At 68.1% G+C, this 19803-nt stretch carries 20 protein-coding genes and 1 riboswitch; of the genes, 10 read left to right on the top strand and 10 right to left on the bottom strand.

What is annotated here, in order from left to right; all coding sequences use genetic code 11:
- Position 1: 1 nt before the first annotated feature.
- The 5 genes from ACXJLH_RS02365 to ACXJLH_RS02345 all read right to left on the bottom strand — a co-directional run bounded on the left by ACXJLH_RS02365 (position 2) and on the right by ACXJLH_RS02345 (position 4059).
- Positions 2–472, bottom strand: coding sequence for a type IV pilin protein (locus tag ACXJLH_RS02365; RefSeq protein WP_457442354.1), 471 nt, complete (start codon positions 470–472; stop codon positions 2–4).
- A 113-nt stretch (positions 473–585) separates the two neighbouring features.
- Positions 586–1137 (bottom strand): GspH/FimT family pseudopilin, encoded by a 552-nt coding sequence (locus tag ACXJLH_RS02360; protein WP_457442353.1) that lies wholly within the window; start codon positions 1135–1137, stop codon positions 586–588.
- 157 nt (positions 1138–1294) lie between these two features.
- The gene (gene nrdR / locus ACXJLH_RS02355) at positions 1295–1738 is read right to left on the bottom strand and encodes a transcriptional regulator NrdR (protein ID WP_056202338.1); all 444 of its coding nucleotides are present in this window, start codon (positions 1736–1738) and stop codon (positions 1295–1297) included.
- Between the two features lie 11 nt (positions 1739–1749).
- Entirely contained in the window at positions 1750–3003 is a 1254-nt protein-coding gene (glyA, locus tag ACXJLH_RS02350; RefSeq protein WP_457442352.1) for a serine hydroxymethyltransferase, read from the bottom strand.
- A gap of 59 nt (positions 3004–3062) precedes the next feature.
- A riboswitch (ZMP/ZTP riboswitch) is annotated at positions 3063–3188 on the bottom strand.
- 19 nt (positions 3189–3207) lie between these two features.
- A complete protein-coding gene (locus ACXJLH_RS02345) occupies positions 3208–4059 on the bottom strand; it encodes a transglycosylase SLT domain-containing protein (RefSeq protein WP_457442351.1) in 852 nt (283 codons plus the stop codon).
- 219 nt (positions 4060–4278) lie between these two features.
- On the opposite strand from ACXJLH_RS02345, the gene ubiD reads away from it, so the two are divergent.
- The gene (gene ubiD / locus ACXJLH_RS02340; protein ID WP_457442350.1) at positions 4279–5817 is read left to right on the top strand and encodes a 4-hydroxy-3-polyprenylbenzoate decarboxylase; all 1539 of its coding nucleotides are present in this window, start codon (positions 4279–4281) and stop codon (positions 5815–5817) included.
- 160 nt (positions 5818–5977) lie between these two features.
- On the opposite strand, the gene ACXJLH_RS02335 is transcribed toward ubiD, so the two are convergent.
- Complete coding sequence (locus tag ACXJLH_RS02335; RefSeq protein ID WP_162247846.1) at positions 5978–6766, bottom strand: YdcF family protein; 789 nt, start codon at positions 6764–6766, stop codon at positions 5978–5980.
- 43 nt (positions 6767–6809) lie between these two features.
- On the opposite strand from ACXJLH_RS02335, the gene ACXJLH_RS02330 reads away from it, so the two are divergent.
- Genes ACXJLH_RS02330 through ACXJLH_RS02310 form a run of 5 tightly spaced genes read left to right on the top strand, consistent with a single transcriptional unit; the run spans position 6810 to position 13134 of the window.
- Entirely contained in the window at positions 6810–10256 is a 3447-nt protein-coding gene (locus ACXJLH_RS02330) for a DUF748 domain-containing protein (RefSeq protein WP_457442349.1), read from the top strand.
- Between the two features lie 10 nt (positions 10257–10266).
- Entirely contained in the window at positions 10267–10803 is a 537-nt protein-coding gene (gene msrA, locus ACXJLH_RS02325; protein WP_457442348.1) for a peptide-methionine (S)-S-oxide reductase MsrA, read from the top strand.
- On the top strand, positions 10803–11444 hold the full coding sequence (locus ACXJLH_RS02320; protein WP_056202358.1) for an ABC transporter ATP-binding protein: 642 nt from the start codon (positions 10803–10805) through the stop codon (positions 11442–11444). Before msrA ends, ACXJLH_RS02320 begins: the two co-directional genes overlap by 1 nt.
- Positions 11441–12628, top strand: a complete 1188-nt coding sequence (locus tag ACXJLH_RS02315) for an FtsX-like permease family protein (RefSeq protein WP_056202362.1) — start codon at positions 11441–11443, stop codon at positions 12626–12628. Before ACXJLH_RS02320 ends, ACXJLH_RS02315 begins: the two co-directional genes overlap by 4 nt.
- A gap of 20 nt (positions 12629–12648) precedes the next feature.
- Positions 12649–13134 (top strand): DUF3299 domain-containing protein, encoded by a 486-nt coding sequence (locus ACXJLH_RS02310; RefSeq protein WP_056202365.1) that lies wholly within the window; start codon positions 12649–12651, stop codon positions 13132–13134.
- On the opposite strand, the gene pdxH is transcribed toward ACXJLH_RS02310, so the two are convergent.
- Positions 13131–13766 (bottom strand): pyridoxamine 5'-phosphate oxidase, encoded by a 636-nt coding sequence (gene pdxH, locus ACXJLH_RS02305; protein WP_457442347.1) that lies wholly within the window; start codon positions 13764–13766, stop codon positions 13131–13133. The two genes, ACXJLH_RS02310 and pdxH, sit on opposite strands and share 4 nt — an antisense overlap.
- A gap of 398 nt (positions 13767–14164) precedes the next feature.
- Here pdxH and ACXJLH_RS02300 point away from each other — a divergent pair, with 398 nt between their 5' ends.
- A complete protein-coding gene (locus ACXJLH_RS02300; protein ID WP_056202371.1) occupies positions 14165–14773 on the top strand; it encodes a nucleotidyltransferase family protein in 609 nt (202 codons plus the stop codon).
- Here the strand turns inward: ACXJLH_RS02300 and ACXJLH_RS02295 are convergent, their stop codons facing one another.
- Positions 14774–15397, bottom strand: a complete 624-nt coding sequence (locus tag ACXJLH_RS02295) for a gamma-glutamylcyclotransferase (protein ID WP_157281976.1) — start codon at positions 15395–15397, stop codon at positions 14774–14776.
- A 136-nt stretch (positions 15398–15533) separates the two neighbouring features.
- On the opposite strand from ACXJLH_RS02295, the gene edd reads away from it, so the two are divergent.
- From edd to ACXJLH_RS02280, 3 genes are all read left to right on the top strand, one after another.
- Positions 15534–17363, top strand: a complete 1830-nt coding sequence (gene edd, locus ACXJLH_RS02290) for a phosphogluconate dehydratase (RefSeq protein WP_457442346.1) — start codon at positions 15534–15536, stop codon at positions 17361–17363.
- 170 nt (positions 17364–17533) lie between these two features.
- Positions 17534–18157 carry a bifunctional 4-hydroxy-2-oxoglutarate aldolase/2-dehydro-3-deoxy-phosphogluconate aldolase gene (eda, locus tag ACXJLH_RS02285; protein ID WP_200955318.1) on the top strand — a complete coding sequence of 208 codons (624 nt, stop codon included), beginning with the start codon at positions 17534–17536 and terminating at the stop codon, positions 18155–18157.
- Entirely contained in the window at positions 18154–18708 is a 555-nt protein-coding gene (locus ACXJLH_RS02280) for an MOSC domain-containing protein (RefSeq protein ID WP_457442345.1), read from the top strand. Before eda ends, ACXJLH_RS02280 begins: the two co-directional genes overlap by 4 nt.
- Here ACXJLH_RS02280 and ACXJLH_RS02275 read toward each other — a convergent pair.
- Positions 18705–19247, bottom strand: a complete 543-nt coding sequence (locus ACXJLH_RS02275) for a PaaI family thioesterase (protein WP_056202381.1) — start codon at positions 19245–19247, stop codon at positions 18705–18707. The genes ACXJLH_RS02280 and ACXJLH_RS02275 overlap by 4 nt on opposite strands.
- Before the next feature lie 68 nt (positions 19248–19315).
- Positions 19316–19732, bottom strand: coding sequence for a DUF4902 domain-containing protein (locus ACXJLH_RS02270; RefSeq protein WP_056202384.1), 417 nt, complete (start codon positions 19730–19732; stop codon positions 19316–19318).
- Between the last annotated feature and the right edge of the window lie 71 nt (positions 19733–19803).

Genomic DNA, 19803 nt, shown 5'->3' with positions numbered 1-19803 from the left:
ACTATCGAGGCCAGCATTGGGCGGTGGTTTCGCTGTCCGTCCCACTGTTGGTAGGGTCGCCAGTCGCGGAATAAAACGGCGTTGCGCCTTTCAGCTCCACCACCAAGGACTTGCACGTCACGTCGGCGGCCTGCTTGCTTCCCGCAACCGGCGTGGCGGTGACGACATAGCCAATATCGAAGTCGCCATTGCTGCCGGCGGAGATCTTGATGTCATATAGCGGTGCGACCTTCGCGATTTCCGGCACCAGGGTGGTCGCTGAAGACGCGTAGCTGCTTCGATTGCCGCGATAACGTTCCTGCGCCTGCATGATGACGGTCAGCGCCGAAATGGCGTCAGCGCGACGACCACGCAGGAGGTGCGAGGTGTAGGCGGGGTAGGCGATTGCGGCGAGGATGCCGGCAATGACCAGCACGACCATCAGTTCGATGAGCGAAAAGCCACGGCGTCGCGAACAGGAACGGAAGCACATCGACCGATTTTCGGCACTACGTCACAACGATCAGTAACATTTCAGCCGCTTGTCCCCCGAGTTATGCCGCTCGTCGGCATCCACCACGAATGAAGGGCGACCGACCGGTGCACTCAGGCGCACTTGGGCATGCCGCTGACCTTGGCGGCGCCGACGTAGCAGCTGCGCACCCGGCCGGTGATGGCCACCACCTGGCGGATGGTCTGTCCGCCATTCAGTGCGAGGTCGATGCTGCCGGTCTGCGTCACCAGGCCTTGGCGATGCTGGAACTCGAGCGTCTCGGCGTTGCTGCTCAGGCGCACCGGCTGGCTCGTCGGCAGCCACTCGGCCTTGATCACCTGGCTGCTCTGGCTCTTGCACACGGGCTTGCCGCCAGTGCAATCGCAATCGTTCCGGGTGCCGATGTACATCACATAGCAGGCGTTGGCGCCCTTGCCGCTGACGCGGAAGTAGACCGAGTCGCTCAGCCGCGCCGCTTCGCTGCGCGCCAGGCGCAGGTCGCTGGCCAGGGTGTCCGCGCTGACGCGCAGTTGCTGCTGCTGGCGCATCGTGCCCATGGCCGGCACGGCCTGGCCGAGCAGGGCGGCGCAGATGCCGACGCTGGCGCAGAGCTCCACCAGCGTGAAACCACGGTTGCTGCGACGGGTGTTGGCGGTGCGGTTCATGGTGCTTCCCTGGGTTCGTTGTTGATGGAACGAACTCTAGGAAGCGGGGCTCACCGCGTCTTTCCCCCCAAAGGCGGAACGAAGAGGGGTGGCGGGTGCCCCGTCCCCCTCGTCTCCCCCTCATCTCCCCCCGCCGGGGGATAGGGTCAACCCGGTATCAGATCTCGCGGATCAGCTGGCGGAACTCGTCGACGTCCTCGAAGCTGCGGTACACCGACGCAAATCGCACGTAGGCGACCTTGTCGATGCGCTTGAGCTCGCGCATGACCAGCTCGCCCAGTCGCGTGGACGCGAGCTCGCGGGCGCCGCTGGCGAGCAGCTTCTCCTCGATGCGGTTGATGGCCGCATCGATCTGCTCGACGCTGACCGGCCGCTTGCGCAGGGCCAGCTGCATGGAGGCACGCAGCTTGGACGCGTCGAAATCGGCGCGCCGCCCATCTTTCTTGACGACCGATGGCATGGCGATGTCGGCCCGCTCATAGGTCGTGAAGCGCTTGTCGCAGGACAGGCAGCGGCGCCGGCGCCGGACGACGTCACCCTCATCCGACTCCCGGGTCTCGGCGACCTGGGTTTCGGTGTGAGAGCAGAACGGGCAGCGCATTGAGGCTCGACTTAGCCGCGGTAGACCGGGAAGGCGGCCGTCAGCGCCGCAACCTTCTCGCGCACGGCGGCCAGGTTGGCCTCGTCATGCGGCTTGTCCAGCACATCGGCGATCAGGTGGGCCGTCTGGCGCACCTGCTCCTCCTTGAAGCCGCGCGTCGTCATGGCCGGCGTGCCCAGGCGAATGCCGCTGGTGACCATGGGCTTTTGCGGGTCGTTGGGGATGCCGTTCTTGTTGCAGGTCATGTGGGCGGCACCCAGGATGGCCTCGGCTTCCTTGCCCGTCAGGTTCTTGGGACGCAGGTCCACCAGCATGACGTGGCTCTCCGTGCCGCCGGAGACGATGCGCAGGCCGCGCTCGATCAGCGTGTCGGCCAGCACCTTGGCGTTCTTGACGACCTGCTCCTGGTAGACCTTGAACTCGGGCGTCAGGGCTTCCTTGAAGGCCACGGCCTTGCCGGCGATGACGTGCATCAGCGGGCCGCCCTGGATGCCGGGGAAGATGGCCGAGTTGATCTTCTTGGCGATGGCCTCGTCGTTCGTCAGGATGATGCCGCCGCGCGGGCCGCGCAGGCTCTTGTGCGTGGTGGACGTGACGACGTCGGCGTGGGGCAGGGGGTTGGGATAGACGCCCGCGGCGATCAGGCCGGCGTAATGGGCCATGTCGACCATGAAGTAGGCGCCGATCTCCTTGGCGATCTTGCCGAAGCGCTCGAAGTCGATGCGCAGCGAGTAGGCCGAGGCGCCAGCGATGATGAGCTTGGGCTTCTTCTCGCGGGCCAGGGCTTCCATGGCGTCGTAGTCGATCGCTTCATTGGCGTCCAGGCCGTAGCTGACGACGTTGAACCACTTGCCGCTCATGTTCAGCGCCATGCCGTGGGTCAGGTGGCCGCCTTCGGCCAGGCTCATGCCCATGATGGTGTCGCCCGGCTGCAGCAGCGCGAAGAAGGCGCCCTGGTTGGCCTGCGAGCCCGAGTTGGGCTGCACATTGGCGTATTCGGCGCCGAACAATGCCTTGAGGCGGTCGATGGCCAGTTGCTCGACGACGTCGACGTACTCGCAGCCACCGTAGTAGCGCTTGCCGGGGTAGCCCTCGGCGTACTTGTTGGTCAGCTGGCTGCCCTGGGCCTGCATGACGGCCGGCGAGGTGTAGTTCTCGCTGGCGATCAGCTCGATGTGGTCTTCCTGGCGGCGGTTCTCGTTCTGGACGGCGGTCCAGAGTTCGGGGTCGACCAAGGCGAGGGTGGAGGTGTTGCGGTCAAACATGCTGGTGTTTCCGAAGGTCAGGCGGTGAATCCCCGGCGGTCACGGCAGGCGTGATGTCCCAAGGCTGCCCAGGCGAACGGCTGATAGCGGTTGTCATGTCGACAGAGGACAGCCGCCTCACGCTCCCCGGTGGTGGCCCACCTCAGGTCAGCTAGTGACCCTGATCGCCAGTCGCGTGAATGCTCAGTGTATGTCAGCCGCGCCTCAGCGCAGCAGGGCCACCTGGGCGGAGTCGCCGGTCGAGGGGGCAGACGCCGCTTCGCGCACCAGCGGCCGGACGGTCGTCATGGTCGGCACCGTGCGGCCGGCCGCGACCGCCTTCAGCAGGTCGTGCTCGGCCAGCACGCGGCCCGCATAGCCTGTGTCCTCGGCCAGATTGGCCGCGCCGACGTAATAGCGCAGGCCCTCTTCCAGGCCGCCGGCGCGCTGGATGCATTCCTTCAAAACCTGCACGCCCACGCGCAGATTGGTGACCGGATCGAAGGCCGCCAACGTGCCGCCGAAGGCTTCGTACTTGTCGTCGTGAACGCGGGTCATGACCTGCATCAGGCCCTGGGCGCCAACGGCGCTCTGCGCAAAAGGGTTGAAGCGCGACTCGATGGCCATGATGGCCAGGATCAGCGTCGGTTCGACCTTGGCGCGCTGGCCCACGGCCCAGGCTTCCTGCACGAGGCGGCTGATGGGCTCCGGCGCCACGCTGTAGCGGCGCGCCAGCCAATGGGCGACGGCAGCCTGCTGGCGGCTCAGCTCGCGGGGGTCGGTGGCGGTGGCGCGGGCGATGGCGTCGGGCTCGGCCGACGCCATCAGGGTGTTGCCCTCGGCCTCGGCACGCGCTTCGTGGCGGGCATTCAGCCAGCCGAGGGTGGCGGATTCCACTTTCTCGCGCAGGCCTGCCTGGCTCGTGAACACCAGCAGCACCGACACCACAGCCAGCCCCAGCAGGGCCAGTGTGTTGTGGCTGACCACCAGCAGGCCGTTGCCGATGTCCTTGATGAACAGCGACGCCGAATCCCGCGTGTGGCGAGCCAGGCTGAACAGGTCTTGACGTGTCGTCATTCGACTCCTTGTGCCGCAACCCGCCTCAGGCTGCCTCGATGCGAAGCGGTCTGGGTGGGGCGACGGTGATAATTTCCCGGCCGATTGCTCTGGTCTGTGGCATCTCTGTGCCCGGAGGACCTGGCCGGTTGGGCTTCAGTAAAAACCCGAAGCGACGAATTTTAAGGGTCGAAGATAACCAGTCAAGGTTGTTTTATCGATTCAAAACTACTTTTGGTTATGAAATACAGCGATCTGAGGGACTTCATCGCCGGCCTGGAAGGCCTCGGAGAGCTCAAGCGCGTGCGTGAAAAAGTCTCGCCGGTGCTGGAGATGACGGCCCTCAGCGACCGCGTGCTGCGGGCCGGCGGACCGGCCCTGCTGTTCGAGGCGCCGGCCGGGTTTTCCACCCCCGCCTTGACCAATCTTTTCGGGACAACGCGTCGCGTCGCACTCGGCATGGGCGCTGAGTCTCTGGCCGATTTGCGGGATGTCGGCCGGGTGCTCGCCAGCCTCAAGGAGCCCGACCCACCCAAGGGCCTGAAAGACGCCGGCAAACTGTTGCAGATGGCCAAGGCCCTGTGGGACATGAAGCCCGCCGTGCAGCGCCGCGCGGCCTGCCAGGAAGAGGTCATGGAGGGCAGCGACATCGACCTTGGCCGCCTGCCCATACAGACTTGCTGGCCGGACGACGCAGCCCCCCTGATCACGTGGGGTCTGGTCATCACCCGGGGGCCGACCCGCACCCGCCAGAACCTGGGCATCTACCGCCAGCAGCTTATTTCCCCCCGCCAGGTCATCATGCGCTGGCTGGCGCACCGCGGTGGTGCGCTGGATTTCCGCGACCACGCGCTGGCCCATCCGGGCGAGCCGTTTCCGATCGCCGTGGCCCTCGGTGCCGATCCGGCCACCATCCTGGGCGCCGTCACGCCGGTGCCAGACAGCCTGTCCGAATATCAGTTCGCCGGCCTGCTGCGCGGCTCGCGTACTGAACTGGTCAATACCGGCGTGGGCAAGAACCAACCGCTTCAGGCACCGGCCTCGGCCGAGATCGTGCTGGAGGGGCACATCCCGCCCGCCGCCTCGGGCTATGTCGGCGTCAGCGAGCGCGGCGTGCCGCTGAAGGAAAAGGGCGGCTATCTGCACGCGCTGGAAGGCCCATTCGGCGACCACACCGGCTATTACAACGAGCAGGACTGGTTCCCCGTGTTCGAGATCTCTCGCCTGACCCAGCGCAAGAACCCGATCTACCACTCGACCTACACCGGCAAGCCGCCGGACGAGCCCGCCATCCTTGGCGTTGCGCTCAACGAGGTCTTCGTGCCCATCCTGCAGAAGCAGTTTCCCGAGATCGTCGACTTCTACCTGCCGCCCGAAGGCTGCAGCTATCGCATGGCCGTCGTGTCGATCAAGAAGGCCTACCCCGGCCACGCCAAGCGGTTGATGTTCGGCATCTGGAGCTTCCTGCGCCAATTCATGTACACCAAGTTCATCGTCGTGGTCGACGACGACATCGACACGCGCAACTGGCAGGAAGTGATCTGGGCCATCACGACGCGCATGGACCCGGTGCGCGACACCACCCTGGTGGACAACACGCCCATCGACTACCTTGACTTCGCCTCACCGGTCAGCGGCCTGGGCGGCAAGATGGGGCTGGACGCGACCAACAAGTGGCCCGGCGAGACCAGCCGCGAATGGGGTCGCGGTATCAGCCTGCCGCCCGAGATCACGGCGCGGGCCGAGGCGCTATTCGGGCAACTCTTCTTGAAGCCCTGAGCGTGCTCGCCTACTGTTGAGATGCCTTTTGAGGCACAACCTCTGGCGCAATCCCTTGCGCGCCAGGAGCCCTTCGGCAAATCGCCGTGGAGCCCCAAGGTGGCATAGCCACCCACCCCGCCCGGCCTTAAAGCCCGGCGGGGTTTCTATTTGTGGCGCCTCATCGGCCCGCCCACCACGCCAAGGTCTCGTAGACCACATAGCGCACACGTGCAAAGCCCTCCACGGAGGGGCACCAGTCGTCAAAGCTGCTCAACGCGTCATCGCGCAGGCCCATGGGGGCCGCCAGCATCGTCAGACCCAACGGTGCGGCCTCGGCCTCGAAGGCGCGCAGCGCGCGGCGCATGTGCGCCTCATGCGTGACCAGCACGACCTGTTTCACGCCCGCCTTCGCCAGCAGCGGCAGCGTGTGGGCGGCGTTCTCCCGCGTGTCCCGTGAACTGGCTTCGGCCCAGCGCAGTGGGAGGCCATAGTCCTGAGCCGCCACGCGGGCAATGATGTCGGCCTCGGGTTCGCGCAGTTCAGTCGCTGTCCAGCCGATACCGCCGGAAAAGGCCAGCGGCCAGCCGCTGCGCCGGGCAACCCAGACGCCATAGGCCAGGCGTTCGGCGGTGATGCGGGCCGGAGCACCAGCGGCGAACTCAGGCGCATGGCGCTTCACGCCGCCGCCCAGCACGAGCACCGCGCCGTCTGAGCGAGCGCGCAACGCGTCAATCCGGGCTGGCTCAAGAGCCGTGGGCAGCCCCACGGCCCGGCTCAGCAGTTCGCCCACCGCCTCGGTGGCCGACAGCCAGACGCCGATCAGCGCCAGGCCCAGCAACACCCCGCCCAGGCGCCGGCCTCGTTGGAGTCGCCAACCGCCCCAGGCCGCGAGCAGCAACAGGGGCGCTGGGGGCAGGGCGGCGGCAAGCAGCAACGTCTTGAAGCCTGAATAGTCGAGGGAGATCACCTGTGGCATCTTCGCCGACATCAATAATGCTTTTGCCGTGACAGTGACCTCCCGTTCCCCCGCCCGCCTCGCCCTCTGGACCATCGCCGCGCTGTCGGCCCTGGTCACCTTGCTGCTGCTGGTCGTGACACTGGCGCTACCCGGCTGGGTTACCGGCCGTGGCGCTGCACTGGCCAGCGAGGCCCTGGGCCGGCCGGTCACCGTCGAGGAGGCCAGTTTCCAGCCCTGGCGTCTGGCCCTGGTCATCGAAGGGCTGAGTATTGCCGGCGCCGACGCCGGGCAGCCACCGCTGTTCAAGCTGCAGAAATTGGATGCTGCCCTGTCGCTGCGCTCTCTGCTGCGCGGCCGTGCCGTCATCGAATCCGTGGCCTTGACCAAGCCCGAACTGCGCCTCGCCCGCGTGGCCGAGGGCCGCTATGACATCGACGACCTGATCCAGCGCTTTGCCGCCAAGCCCGGGGCGCCCGAGGAGCCGGACGCCGAGTTCGCCGTCTACAACATCGAGCTGGCCGACGGTCGCATCCTCTTCGACGACCGCCCGGTGCAGCGCAAGCACGAGCTGGCCGGCCTTCACCTGGCCCTGCCTTTCATGTCGACGCTGCCGGCCGACGTCAAGGTCAAGGTGCAGCCCCAGCTGAACGGCAAGCTCGACGGCGTCGCCTTCGACAGCCGCGCCGAGGCGCTGCCCTTTGACGATGACGTCAGTGCTCGTTTGTCCTTCAAATTTGCCGGGCTGGATCTCGCACCGCTGGCCGCCTATGTGCCTGCCAGCGCGCCCATCCGACTGGCCGGCGGCAGGCTCGATGTCGACGTGGCGGTGGACTTTGCCGAGCGCCCCAAGCAGACGCCGGGTGTCAAGCTCAGTGGCCTCATCCAGCTGCACGAGCTGGCCCTGACCCAGCCCGACGGCCAGGCCCTGCTCGGCTTCAAGCGGCTGAGCCTGCCGCTCGCCGATGTGCAACCGCTGCGTCGCCAGCTGGGCTTCGGCGCCATCCTGCTGGAGTCGCCCGATGCCTGGCTGCGCCCGCTGCCGGCAGGGTCAGGGTCTGGCGGCGTGTCATCGCCAACTGCGGCCCCCTGGCAGTTCAGCCTTGCCGGGTTGGAAGTCAAGGAGGGTCGTTTCACTCTCAACAAGGGCCTGGCGCTAGAGGCCATCCAGATCAAGCTCGGCGCAGCCGCCTGGCCGTTGAAGTCGCCTGCCCAGCTCGACGCCAGCCTGCGCCTGGACCGGGCCACGCTGACGGCCCAGGCCAAGCTGTCGCCCGAGCTGCTGCAGGCTGATGCTGAGCTGGATGGCCTCGCCGTCGAGCGCCTGGCCGCCTGGCTGCCGTTGCCCAGCGGCGTACGGCTGGTCGCCGGCCTCTCCACCAAGGCTGGCCTCACCGTCACGAACCCGCTGGCCGAAGGCGCTGCCGACCGTGCCCAGCTGACCCTGGCCGAGCTGCGCATCAGCGACGCTCGCCTTGGCCTGCCCGGCGCGCCGCGGCTGGTGACGCTGGCCTCGGCCCAGCTCGACAAGGCCAGCGTCGAGCCCGCCACGCACGCCATCACCCTCGGCACGCTGGCGCTGGACGCGCCGCGCGCTCTGCTCGCCCGCGAGCAGAGTGGCCGCTTGAACATCGCCGGCCTGCTGCCGCCTGACAGCGCCGCGTCCGCTGCCGGCCCGGCCTGGAAGGTGCAGCTTGCTGGCCTGACGGTCGAGCGCGGCGCACTGCGCTGGCAGGACGCCGCCGTGCCCGCAGGCGTCACGCCCGTGGCACTGACCGCCGAGCCGCTGCGCCTGCAGCTCGGCGCTCTGAGCTGGCCCGCCACAACGCCGGTGCAGGTGCAGATCACCACCCAACTCGCGGCCCTCGGCGCGAATGATCAGCCCATCGCCGCCAGCGCCGGCAGCCTGCAGTGGAGCGGCCGCGTCGGTATTGCGCCGCTCTCGGCCAGCGGCAGCCTTCAGGCCAAGGCCCTGCCGCTGCATCTGCTCAACGCCTACCTCGACCCGGCCTGGGGACTGCATCTGCAGCGCGCCGAGCTGGGACTGAAGGCTGAAGTCACCGCCCAGCAGGCCGGCGGCGCCTGGACGGCCAACGTGGGCGGCGACGTGCGCGTCGGGCCGCTGGCGCTGCTGCAGACCCGCGTCGTCGAGGGCCAGCGCGTCGTCGGCGAAGACCTGCTGAGCTGGCAGGCACTGCAGCTCGACGGCCTCAAGCTCGCCCTGGCGCCGGGCGCGCCGCCACGCCTGGCCGTGAAGGACGCGCTGCTCGAAGACGCCTATGCCCGCCTGATCGTCAACGACCAGGGTCGCTTCAATCTGCGCGACATCGGCCCGGCGGAAGCGGCTGCAGCGCCCGCGCCAGCCGCATCGGCAGCGCAGCCGGAATTCGCCGCCGAACGCATCCGCGTCAACCGCGGCGTCGTCGATTTCAACGACCGCTTCGTGCGCCCCAACTACAGCGCCCGCCTGACCGAGCTGCAAGGCTCGCTGGGCGCCTTCTCGTCCACCAGCAGCGCGATGGCGCCGCTGACACTGAAGGGCAAGGTCGCCGGCACCGGCCTGCTGGAGATCGACGGTCAGCTCAAACCGGGCGCACCACTGGCCATGGACATTGCCGCCAACGCGACCGACATCGAGCTGGCGCCGTTGTCGCCCTACGCCGCCAAATACGCCGGCTACGCCATCGAGCGCGGCAAGCTGTCGACCAAGCTGCGCTACAAGGTCGAGCCCGGCGGCCAGCTGGTGGCCAGCAACCAGATCATCCTGAACCAGCTGACCTTTGGCGAGCGCGTGGAGAGCCCTGACGCGACCTCGCTGCCGGTGCGCTTCGCCGTGGCGCTGCTGAAGGACGGCAACGGCGTCATCGACGTCAACCTGCCCGTCAGCGGCTCCCTGAACGATCCGGAGTTCAGCGTCGGCGGCCTGGTCTGGAAGCTCGTGCTCAATCTCATCGGCAAGGCGCTGACCTCGCCCTTCGCCCTGTTCAGCGGCAGCGACGCACCCGAGGAGGCCCAGATCGCCTTCGTGCCGGGTGGCGTCGAACTGGCCGACTCGACCAAGCTCGACCGCGTAGCCAAGCTGCTGGTCGACAAGCCCGGCGTGCAGCTGACGCTGACGGGCTGGGCCGGCATCGCCGCCGAAGGCCAGGCCTTGCGTGAACAGCGCCTGGCCAGCGCACTCAAAGCCGAAAACGCAACACCCGATGCCGCGCTCAAGCGCCTCTACCAGGCCAGCAAGCTGCCCAACAAGCCCAAGAACCTGCTCGGCCTGGCCAAGGATCTGCCGCCCGAGCAGATGCGCGGCCTGCTGCTGGGCAGCTACGCCATCGGAGACGAAACACTGCGCCAGCTGGCGGTGGCCCGCGCCACGGCGGTGCGCGATGCGCTGCTGGCCCGCGGCGCGCCCAATGCGCGCGTCTTTCTCGCCGCGCCCAAGCTCTGCGACCAGGGTTGCGATGAGACCTGGCGCCCCCATGTCGAGCTCTCCCTTGGCGCTCATTGAAGGTCATTCCATGTCTGCTACGAATCTCGAACGCATCACCCTGGCCGGCGGCTGCTTCTGGTGCCTGGAGGCCGTCTACGAGCGCGTGCGCGGCGTGCACCACGTCGAGAACGGCTATAGCAATGGCCAGGGACCCAAGCCGACCTACGAGGCCGTCTGCGGCGGCAACACCGGCTATGCCGAGGTCGTGCGCATCGACTTCGATCCCGCCGAGGTCTCGCTGCGAGAACTGCTGGAGGTGTTTTTCACCATCCACGACCCGACGACGCTGAACCGCCAGGGTGCCGACGTCGGCACGCAATACCGCTCGGGCATCTACTGGCATACCGAGGCCCAGCGCCAACTCGCGGCCGAAGTCATCAAGGAAGCCAACGACCATCACGCCGGCCGCGTCGTCACCGAATTTCTGCCTGAGACCGACTACCACCCGGCCGAGGCCTATCACCAGCACTACTACGCCCGCAACCCGGAGCAAGGCTATTGCGCCTTCGTCGTTGCCGGCAAGGTGGACAAGTTCCTGGCCAGCTTCAAGCGCCTGGTCAAGTGATGCTGGCCTGGGGCGGCCTGCGCCATCGCTACGCCGGCGGCGCCGAGCTCGCTTATGCCGACTTCGCGCTCGCCGCGGGCCGGCATCTGCTGCTGCGTGGCGCCTCGGGCTCGGGCAAGTCGACCTTGCTGGCCCTGTTGGCGGGCCTGCTGCGCGTGCAACAGGGCGAACTGAACGTTGCGCAAACCGAGCTGCAGACGCTGAGCCCGCGCGCGCTGGACGCCTGGCGTGGAGCCACGTTGGGCGTCGTGCCCCAGCGCCTGCATTTGAGCGAGGCGCTGACTGTGGCCGAGAACCTGGCGTTGCCGGCGCTGGCCGCAGGGCAGGGCGCCGACCCGGAGCGCGCGGCCGAGCTGATGGAGGCGCTGGACATTGCTGAGCTGGCGAATCGCCGGCCGCACCAGCTCAGCGTTGGCCAGGCCCAGCGCGTGGCGCTCGCGCGCGCACTGATGCGCCGTCCGCGCCTGCTGCTGGCCGATGAACCCAGCGCCAACCTGGACGATGAGCACACCCTGCACATGCTGGCCCTGCTGCTCGATGCGGCCGAGCGCGAGGGCTGCACGCTGGTCATCGCCAGCCATGACGCGCGTGTCGTCGAAGCGCTGGCAGAGCGGGATGACGTCAGCGAGGTGGTCTTGTGATCCGCCTCGCGTGGCGATACCTGTGGTCCAGCCCGTTGACGACAGCGCTGAACCTGCTGCTGCTGACGCTCGGCCTCGCCGCCGTGACCTTCGTGCTGCGCGCCAGTGCCCAGGTCGAGGCGGGGCTGAAGCGCGACCTCGCCAGCATCGACCTCGTCGTCGGCGCCAAGGGCAGCCCCATGCAGATCATGCTGGCCGGTGTCTTCCACCTCGACGCGCCGACCGGCAATATCCCGTTGGCGACGCTGGAGCTGTTGAAGCAGCAGCCCCTCGTCGCCCAGGCTGTGCCGCTGTCGCTGGGCGACTCCTTCCGCGGCTACCGCATCGCTGGCACGACGCCGGCGTACATCGATCTCTATGGCGGCCAAATGGGGCAGGGCGCGCTCTGGACGAAACCGATGCAGGCCGTTCTCGGCGCCGAAGTCGCGCGCACGAGCGGGCTGAAGCCCGGTGACCGTTTCGCCGGCAGCCACGGCTTGGCCGAGGGTGGCGGCGCGCATGGCGAACATCAGTTCGAGGTCGTCGGCGTGCTGGCCGAATCCGGCAGCGTGCTGGACCGCCTCGTGCTGACCGATCTGGCATCGGTGTGGGAGGTGCACGAAGACCACGCCGTCTCACACGACGAGGAGAGCGAAAGGAAGGAGATCACGCTCGCCCTCGTGCGCTACCGCAGCCCGCTGGCCGCCGTCATGCTGCCGCGCTGGGTCAATGCGCAGGACGGCCTGCAATCCGCCGCGCCGGCGCTGGAAACAGCCCGATTGATGCGCCTGGTGGGCGCCGGCACCGAAGTGCTGCGGGGCTTTGGCATCGTGCTGCTCGCGGCGGCGGGGCTGTCGGTCTGGGTCGCGTTGCTGCATGCGGTGCGGGCACGCCAGGGCGATCTTGCGATGCTGCGCATGCTGGGCGCGCCGGCCTCGCGCGTCGCGGCGCTGATCGCGCTGGAGGCCTTGCTGCTCGCCGGCCTCGCCGCCGTGCTGGGGCTGGTGGCTGGGCACGGCCTTGTTGCGCTGCTGGAGCGTCTGCTCGCCGAGCGACAGTCGCTGCGCCTGGGCCAGCTCGGCATGAGCGAAGCCGAATGGCTGGTGCCGCTGCTGGCCGGCGCCCTGGCGCTGCTGGCCGCTGCCTGGCCCGCATGGCGGGCCTATCGGCTGGATGTCACAACCCTGCTGCAAGCTCCGCGCTGAACCCCGACAATCCCGCCATCATGAAGTTCAAGCCCCTTCTCGCCGTCTGTCTTGCCGCTGCTGCGGCGTTCGCCCAAACGCCGCCGGGCATGGGGCAGGGGCCTGGCTATCACGACCCGCGCAGCCCCTTCAAGCCGCTGGAGGAACGCGCCGACATCGTGTCCTGGCATTTGCTGTCCCAAGTCACCGCCAAGGCCGAGAAAAAGAAGATCGTGCCGACCTTCCCGGCCGCCGTGCAGGCGCTGGACCGCAAGACCATCAAGGTGCAGGGCTTCATGATGCCGCTGGAGGCGGGCGACAAGCAGCAGCACTTCCTGCTGTCGTCGGTGCCGACGACCTGCTCCTTTTGCGTACCGGCCGGGCCCGAGGGACTGGTCGAGGTGCGCACCAAGAAGCCGGTGCGTTACACGCTGGAACCCGTCGTCGTCGAAGGCGTGCTGGCCGTGCTCAACGACGACCCTTACGGCCTGTACTACCGCGTCGAGGACGGCAACGCCGTCAATTAGGGCGCCAGCCGTTCGCGCACCCAGCGGTCGGCATCCAGGCTGAAGACCAGCCGGTCGTGCAGCCGGGAACGGCGCCCCTGCCAGAACTCATAGCGATCTGGCACCAGGCGGTAGCCGCCCCAATGCGGCGGCCGGTCCGGGTTCAGGCCCTGCTGAACGGCTGCCTTGGCGGCGTTGGCCACCAGCACAGCACGTGAACTGATGACCCGACTCTGTGGTGAAGCCCAGGCCCCAAGGCGCGAATCCAGCGGCCGGCTCTTGAAGTAGTCGTCCGATTCCTGGGCCGAGGTCTTCTCGACGCGCCCCTCGATGCGCACGACGCGTTCCATCTCCACCCAGTGGAATTGCAAGGCCGCGTAAGGGTTGCCTGCTAACTCTTCACCTTTACGGCTTTCGTAGTTGGTGAACCAGACCATGCCGCGTGCATCGCAGCCCTTGAGCAGCACGACGCGGGTCGACGGCCGGTGGTTGGCACCGACCGTGGCCACCGTCATCGCGGTCGGCTCGGACACATCGTGGGCGATGGCCTCATCCATCCAGCGGTTGAAGAGCGCCAGCGGTCCATCCGCAGCTTGCACCTCATCCAGCTCCCCTAGTTCGTAGCTCTTTCGGAAGTCGCTCAACTTGCTCATGGCGGGAGGTCATCAGGCCTGGCGTTAGGCCCGCGTTGGTGCTGCAAAGGGCTCAGTCTAGGCGCAAGGCGCAGCGATGCCGGTGGCATCGCGAGCACTTGCAACAACGACTGAGCCCTTTGCAGCCCAACCCGGAGGGCCGGGGCGAGTTGCGGGGTGATTCGTCGTTGCCCGCTCGTTGTGTAGGCCCGCCACACGCCTCGCAGGCGCCTTGCCTCACCCCGCAACTCGCCCCGGCGCGGGCCCAACGCCAGGCCTGACGACCTCCCTACGTATGCAGACCTTCCCTTAAGTGAACGCCCCAGTTTCAAGCGAAGCCTCACTCGGCATGCTTGTGGCACTGCAGCAAACGGCTCAGACCGGCGCTAGGTAAGTGGGTTTTGAAGGACGAATAGCAAATGACAAAGCGACGCCCCGTCGTCGTTGTGCTGGCCGCGGGTCGCGGCTCGCGCTTCCGCGGCTCGGGCCACAAGCTGGAACAGCACCTGGCGGGAACGCCCGGTGGAGATACCTTGCTGGCGCGCACCTTGCGCCATGCCATCGCGACGCAGCTTCCGGTTGTCGTTGTGACGACGGCAGCCCTGGCGCCGGCCGTGCACAAGCTCATCGCGGCGCGCGACGTCGTGACGCTGCCTGAGCGCGATACCCACGGCCGGCCTCAGCCCATCGGCATGGGGCATTCCATCGTCGCCGGCGTCAGCGCCACGGGTGATGCCGACGGCTGGCTCATCCTGCCGGCCGACATGCCGCTTGTGCAGCCGACCACCATCATGGCCGTGGCCGAGGGGCTGGAGCGCTACCCCGTCTGCTATGCCCAGTACCGCGGCATCCAGGGCCATCCGGTCGGCTTTGGCACTGAGCTCTACTCGGAGCTGGTGGCCCTGCAGGGCGATGAGGGCGCGCGGCGCATCGTGGCTCGCTACGCGGCGCAACCCATTCCCGTCGACGACCCCGGCGTGCATGTCGACGTCGACACCGAGGAAGATCTCGCGCGGCTCAGGGGCTGATCAAAGCGGGGCGCACAGCCCGTGCTGCGCCGCCAGGTGGGCCTGGCGCTCCAGTTCCGCGTCGCGGATCCCATGTTCGCGCAAACCCTGAACGGTGCGTAGCAGATAGTCCAGCGTCGTGCCGTAGCGGCCGCTGGCGTGTTGAAAGATGTGCAGCAGCTCCGGCTCATGCAAAGGCCCGGTCCAGTTCGGGCTCTGGCGCGACAGCGTGAACGCCAGGGCGCGCAGCCGGCCCGCGCCGGTGTCGCAGTTCAGCCAGCGCGGCTCGTAGACGCCGTTGGGCATCTCGCGTTCCCACAAACGCGGCAACACCTCTTCACCGACGGTGCGCGGGATGCGGTAGACCAGCCCGCGGCAACTGCCACCCGAGATCAGCGCCAGCACCAGGCCCGGCTCCTGGGGCGAGCCGCGGTTCACGCGCGAACGCATGCGCAGCACGCGGTGAAAGCCCAACACCCGCGCCGGCAGCGCGTCGGCATACTCGAACTCGGGCCGCCAGATCAACGAGCCATAGGCAAACAGCAGCAGGTCTTCGCCGCTAGCCCGCCATTCGGCGGTCGTGCGCTGCAACAGATGGGCGCTGCGCGCCGGGCCATGGGGAATATGGATTGCCTGTGACGCCATCGCCCCCATCTTGTCATGCCAGAGAGTTGCACGACGTTTCTCAGGTACCCAGCCCGTAACCCGCGCAGCGCTGGAGGCAAGTAATATGGTTACCTAAATTCCCAAGGGCCGGTTACGAGAGCCGCAGGAGACCCGCATGCACGACACACTCATTCAAGTTACAGACCGCATCCGCGAACGCAGCGCCAAGCTGCGTGGCGACTATCTCGCCCGCATCGCCAAGCTCGGCGGCCGCCAGCGCGGTTTCGAGCGCATGGGCTGCGCCAACGTCGCCCACGCCGTGGCGGCCATGCCGTCCAACGACAAGCTGCGCATCGTCGCCGAGAAAGCCCCCCACCTCGGGGTCGTCACGGCCTACAACGACATGCTGTCGGCCCACCAGCCCTACGAGGGCTACCCGGAGCAGATCCGAGCCGAGGCGCACCGTCTGGGCGCCACGGTGCAGGTCGCGGGCGGCGTGCCGGCGATGTGCGATGGCGTGACGCAAGGCCTGCCCGGCATGGAGCTGAGCCTGTTCTCGCGCGACACCATCGCGATGGGCACGGCAATAGCGCTGACGCATGACGTCTTCGATGCGGCCCTGCTGCTGGGCATCTGCGACAAGATCGTGCCGGGCCTGTTGATCGGCGCACTGCACTTCGGCCATCTGCCCTGCGTCTTCGTGCCCGCCGGGCCGATGAGCTCGGGCATCTCCAACAGCGACAAGGCCAAGGTGCGCGAGCTCTACGCCCAGGGCAAGGTCGGCCGCGACGAGTTGCTGAAGAGCGAGCAGGCGGCCTATCACGGCGCCGGCACCTGCACCTTCTACGGCACCGCCAACAGCAACCAGATGCTGCTGGAGGCGATGGGCCTGCACACGCCGGGCAGCGCCTTCGTGCATCCGCACGACGACCTGCGCACGGCGCTGACGCGCGAGGCGGTCGCCACGGCGATCAACATCAGTGGCCGCGTGGCGGGCCGGGCCGCCAAGCCCATAGGCCACCTCGTCGACGAGCGCTGCATCGTCAACGCGATGGCGGCGCTGCTCGCCACCGGCGGCTCGACCAACCACCTGATCCACTGGGTCGCCGTCGCCCGTTCGGCCGGCATCCTGATCGACTGGACGGACTTCTCCGACCTGTCCGCCGTCGTGCCCTTGCTGTCGCGCGTCTACCCCAATGGCAGCGCCGACGTGAACCAGTTCCAGGCCGCCGGCGGCCCGGGCTTCGTCATCCGTGAGCTGATGGACGCCGGCCTGATGCACGAGGACGTCATCTCAGTCGCCGGCGACAGCCTGCGCCCCTATGCCTTCGTGCCGCGGGCGGTGGGCCAGAGCGGCGAGGTGGTGCGCGAGCCGCTGCCGGCCGTCAGTGGCGACGACGGTGTCGTGCGCACGGCCGCCGCGCCTTTCAGCACCACCGGTGGCCTCAAGCTGCTGGCCGGCAACCTCGGCCGCGCCGTCATCAAGGTCTCGGCGGTGCCCGAGGATCGCCACACCGTGGAGGCGCCTTGCCGCATCTTCACGACGCAGGAAGCCATGCTGAACGCGTTCAAGAACGGCGAGCTGGAGCGCGACGTCATCGTCGTCGTGCGCTTCCAGGGCCCGCACGCCAATGGCATGCCCGAGCTGCACAAGCTGACGCCGCCGCTGGCCGTGCTGCAGGGCAAGGGATTCAAGGTGGCGCTGGTCACCGACGGCCGCATGAGCGGGGCCTCCGGCAAGGTGCCCGCGGCCATCCACGTCAGCCCCGAGGCTCTGGCCGGTGGGCCGCTGGCCAAGCTGCGTGATGGCGACGTCGTGCGCGTTTGCGCGCAGACCGGCACGCTGGCCGCCCTGGTCGACGAGGCCGATTGGGCGGCCCGCGAGGTGGCGACGCTCGATCCGGACGAAGCCGACGTCAATGCCCACGGCCTAGGCCGCGAACTCTTTGCCGGCCTGCGCCGCAATGTCCTGAGCGCCGAAGAAGGCGCCTGCACCTGGTTGTGAAGTGAGACAGCCCCTCGTCCAGTCTGGCGGCGCTGAACGCGCGCCAGCCTGGCCGGTCCCCCGAGGGGACGCCAAAGCTTCCGGCATTGAGCCGCAAGCTTCGCCAAGCGGGCCGGCTCGGGAGCGGCCCAGCGCTCGGCCCGAATACCCCGGTCTTATGGAGAATTGAAATGATCGACACCCTGAGCCTGGCCAGCCACGGCCCCGTCATCCCCGTCATCGTCATCCAGCGCCTGGAAGACGCCGTGCCGCTGGCCGAAGCGCTGGTTGCTGGCGGCGTGCGCGTGCTCGAAGTGACGCTGCGCACCCCCGTCGCCCTGCAGGCCATGGAAGCCATGGCCAGGGTGCCGGGCGCCATCGTCGGCGCCGGCACGCTGCGCAGCCCGGCCGACGTGACGAACGCCAAGAATGCCGGCTGCCAGTTCGGCGTCAGCCCCGGCTACACCGACGCACTGGCCGCCGCCTGCCAGGCCCAGGGCCTGCCGCTGCTGCCCGGCGTGTCGACGGCCTCCGAGGTCATGCAGGCCAATGCCGCCGGCTTTGGCTTCCTGAAGCTTTTCCCGGCCGTTGCCGTCGGCGGCGTCAACCTGCTGAAGTCGCTGGCCGGCCCCTTCCCGGACGTGGCTTTCTGCCCGACCGGTGGCATCTCGCTGGAGACGGCGCCGCAGTTCCTGAAGTTGCCCAACGTCAAGGTCTGCGGCGGCTCCTGGCTGACGCCGCAGGACGCGGTCGACGCCAAGGACTGGGCGCGCATCACCAAGTTGGCCTCCGAGGCCGCGGCACTGCGCGCATGACGCTGGCGGTCGTTGCGACCGTTGCGGCCGTTTGGTCCAGCGCAACGCACAGCTTCTCCAAGTTCGCGAGAGGCGAGCTGCGCCTCATCGCAGGGCAGGGCGTCGAAGGCGACGCCCATTGCGGCGTGACGGTCAAGCACCGCTCGCGCGTGGCCGTGGACCCGACCCAGCCCAATCTGCGCCAGGTCCATCTGATCCAGGGCGAGCTCTTCGACGAACTCGCCGCCGGCGGCTTCGGCGTTCAGCCCGGCCAGATGGGCGAGAACCTCACGACCCGCGGCATCGACCTGCTCGCGCTGCCGCGCGGCACCGAGCTGCGCATCGGCACCGAGGTCGTGCTGCGGGTGACCGGCCTGCGCAACCCCTGCCCGCAGATCGAGAACTTCGAGGCTGGCCTCTTGAAGGCCGTCGTCGACCGCGATGCCGACGGCGAGGTCGTGCGCAAGGCTGGCATCATGAGCATCGTGCTGGCCGGCGGTGCCGTGAAGCCGGGCGATGCGATCACGGTACGGCTGCCGCCGCTGCCGCACCAAAAGCTCGAGCGCGTCTAGCTCGGCAGGTCGAACAACAGGCAGGTGGTGCTGGCGTGGGCGTAGAGCTTGCCGTCGTGGCCGACCAGCGTCGCCTCCGACGTCGTCACCTGGCGGCCGCGGTGCACCACCTTGCCGATGGCGCGTACGAAGGGCACCTTGTCGCTCAGCGCGCGCACGAGGTTGATCTTGAACTCCAGCGTCGTGTAGCCGCGGCCCACCGGCAAGGTCGTGTGCACCGCGCAGCCCAGGGCGGAATCGAGCAGCGTCGCGAACCAGCCGCCGTGCACGCTGCCGAGCGGGTTGTAGTGCTTGAACTGTGGTCGCCCCTGGAAGACGGCGATTCCGTCCTCCACCGAGATCAGCAGGAAGTCCAGCGTCTCGCTGATCGGTGGCCGGGGTGCCAGGCCATCCAGCATGGCCTGCATCTGTTGCAGGCCGGTCTTGCCAGCCAGCATGGCCCGCGAAGCCAGGCCGGTTTCACCCTGCTGCCGCGTGCGCAGCGCGGCCTCGTCAGCTTGCCATTGGGAAAGGACGGCTTCGGGAGAGGGAGAACTCATGGCGGCGGCTTCAAGCGATGAAGCCCTCGATTCTGCGCAAAGCCGGTGCCCCGCGCTGTCACCAGTGTTCAAGCGGCCAGGCGCTGCTCCGCAACGGCCTTGCGGCGCGAAGGTTCGTCCATCCTCAGCTTGTCCAGCACCGGACCCTGCCAGGGCAGCAGATACACCAGCGTCGCCAACGTCGCGCGTCGACGCGACGACAGCAGCGGGCGGCCGCGGGCGTCCAGCAGCAGCACGTTGGAGCGCACATTGAGCGGATCGGCCTGCGCGACGGTGCCCTCGTTGATCTCGACCCAGTCCCATTCCACCCAGGCGCAGGCGTCGGCATAGCAGCGCTCCCAACGCGTCGAGCCGCTGACGCGGTGCTCGTCGCGGCGCACGCGGTGCACCTGGGTCCGAGCGTGGCGGACATCCTGGGCGGCGCTGGACAGCGCGGCCACCGGCCAGCAGACGCTGCCTTCGGGCAACTGGATCAGGGTTGGCATGGACGGCTCCTCTGTGTCGTGTGATTCGAACGGGAGGGCAGTCTCTGGTCAGGGCCAGTGGGGAACAAGCT

The organism is Roseateles sp. P5_E4 (assembly GCF_054049255.1).
This window is presented reverse-complemented; position numbering and strand designations above follow the sequence as displayed.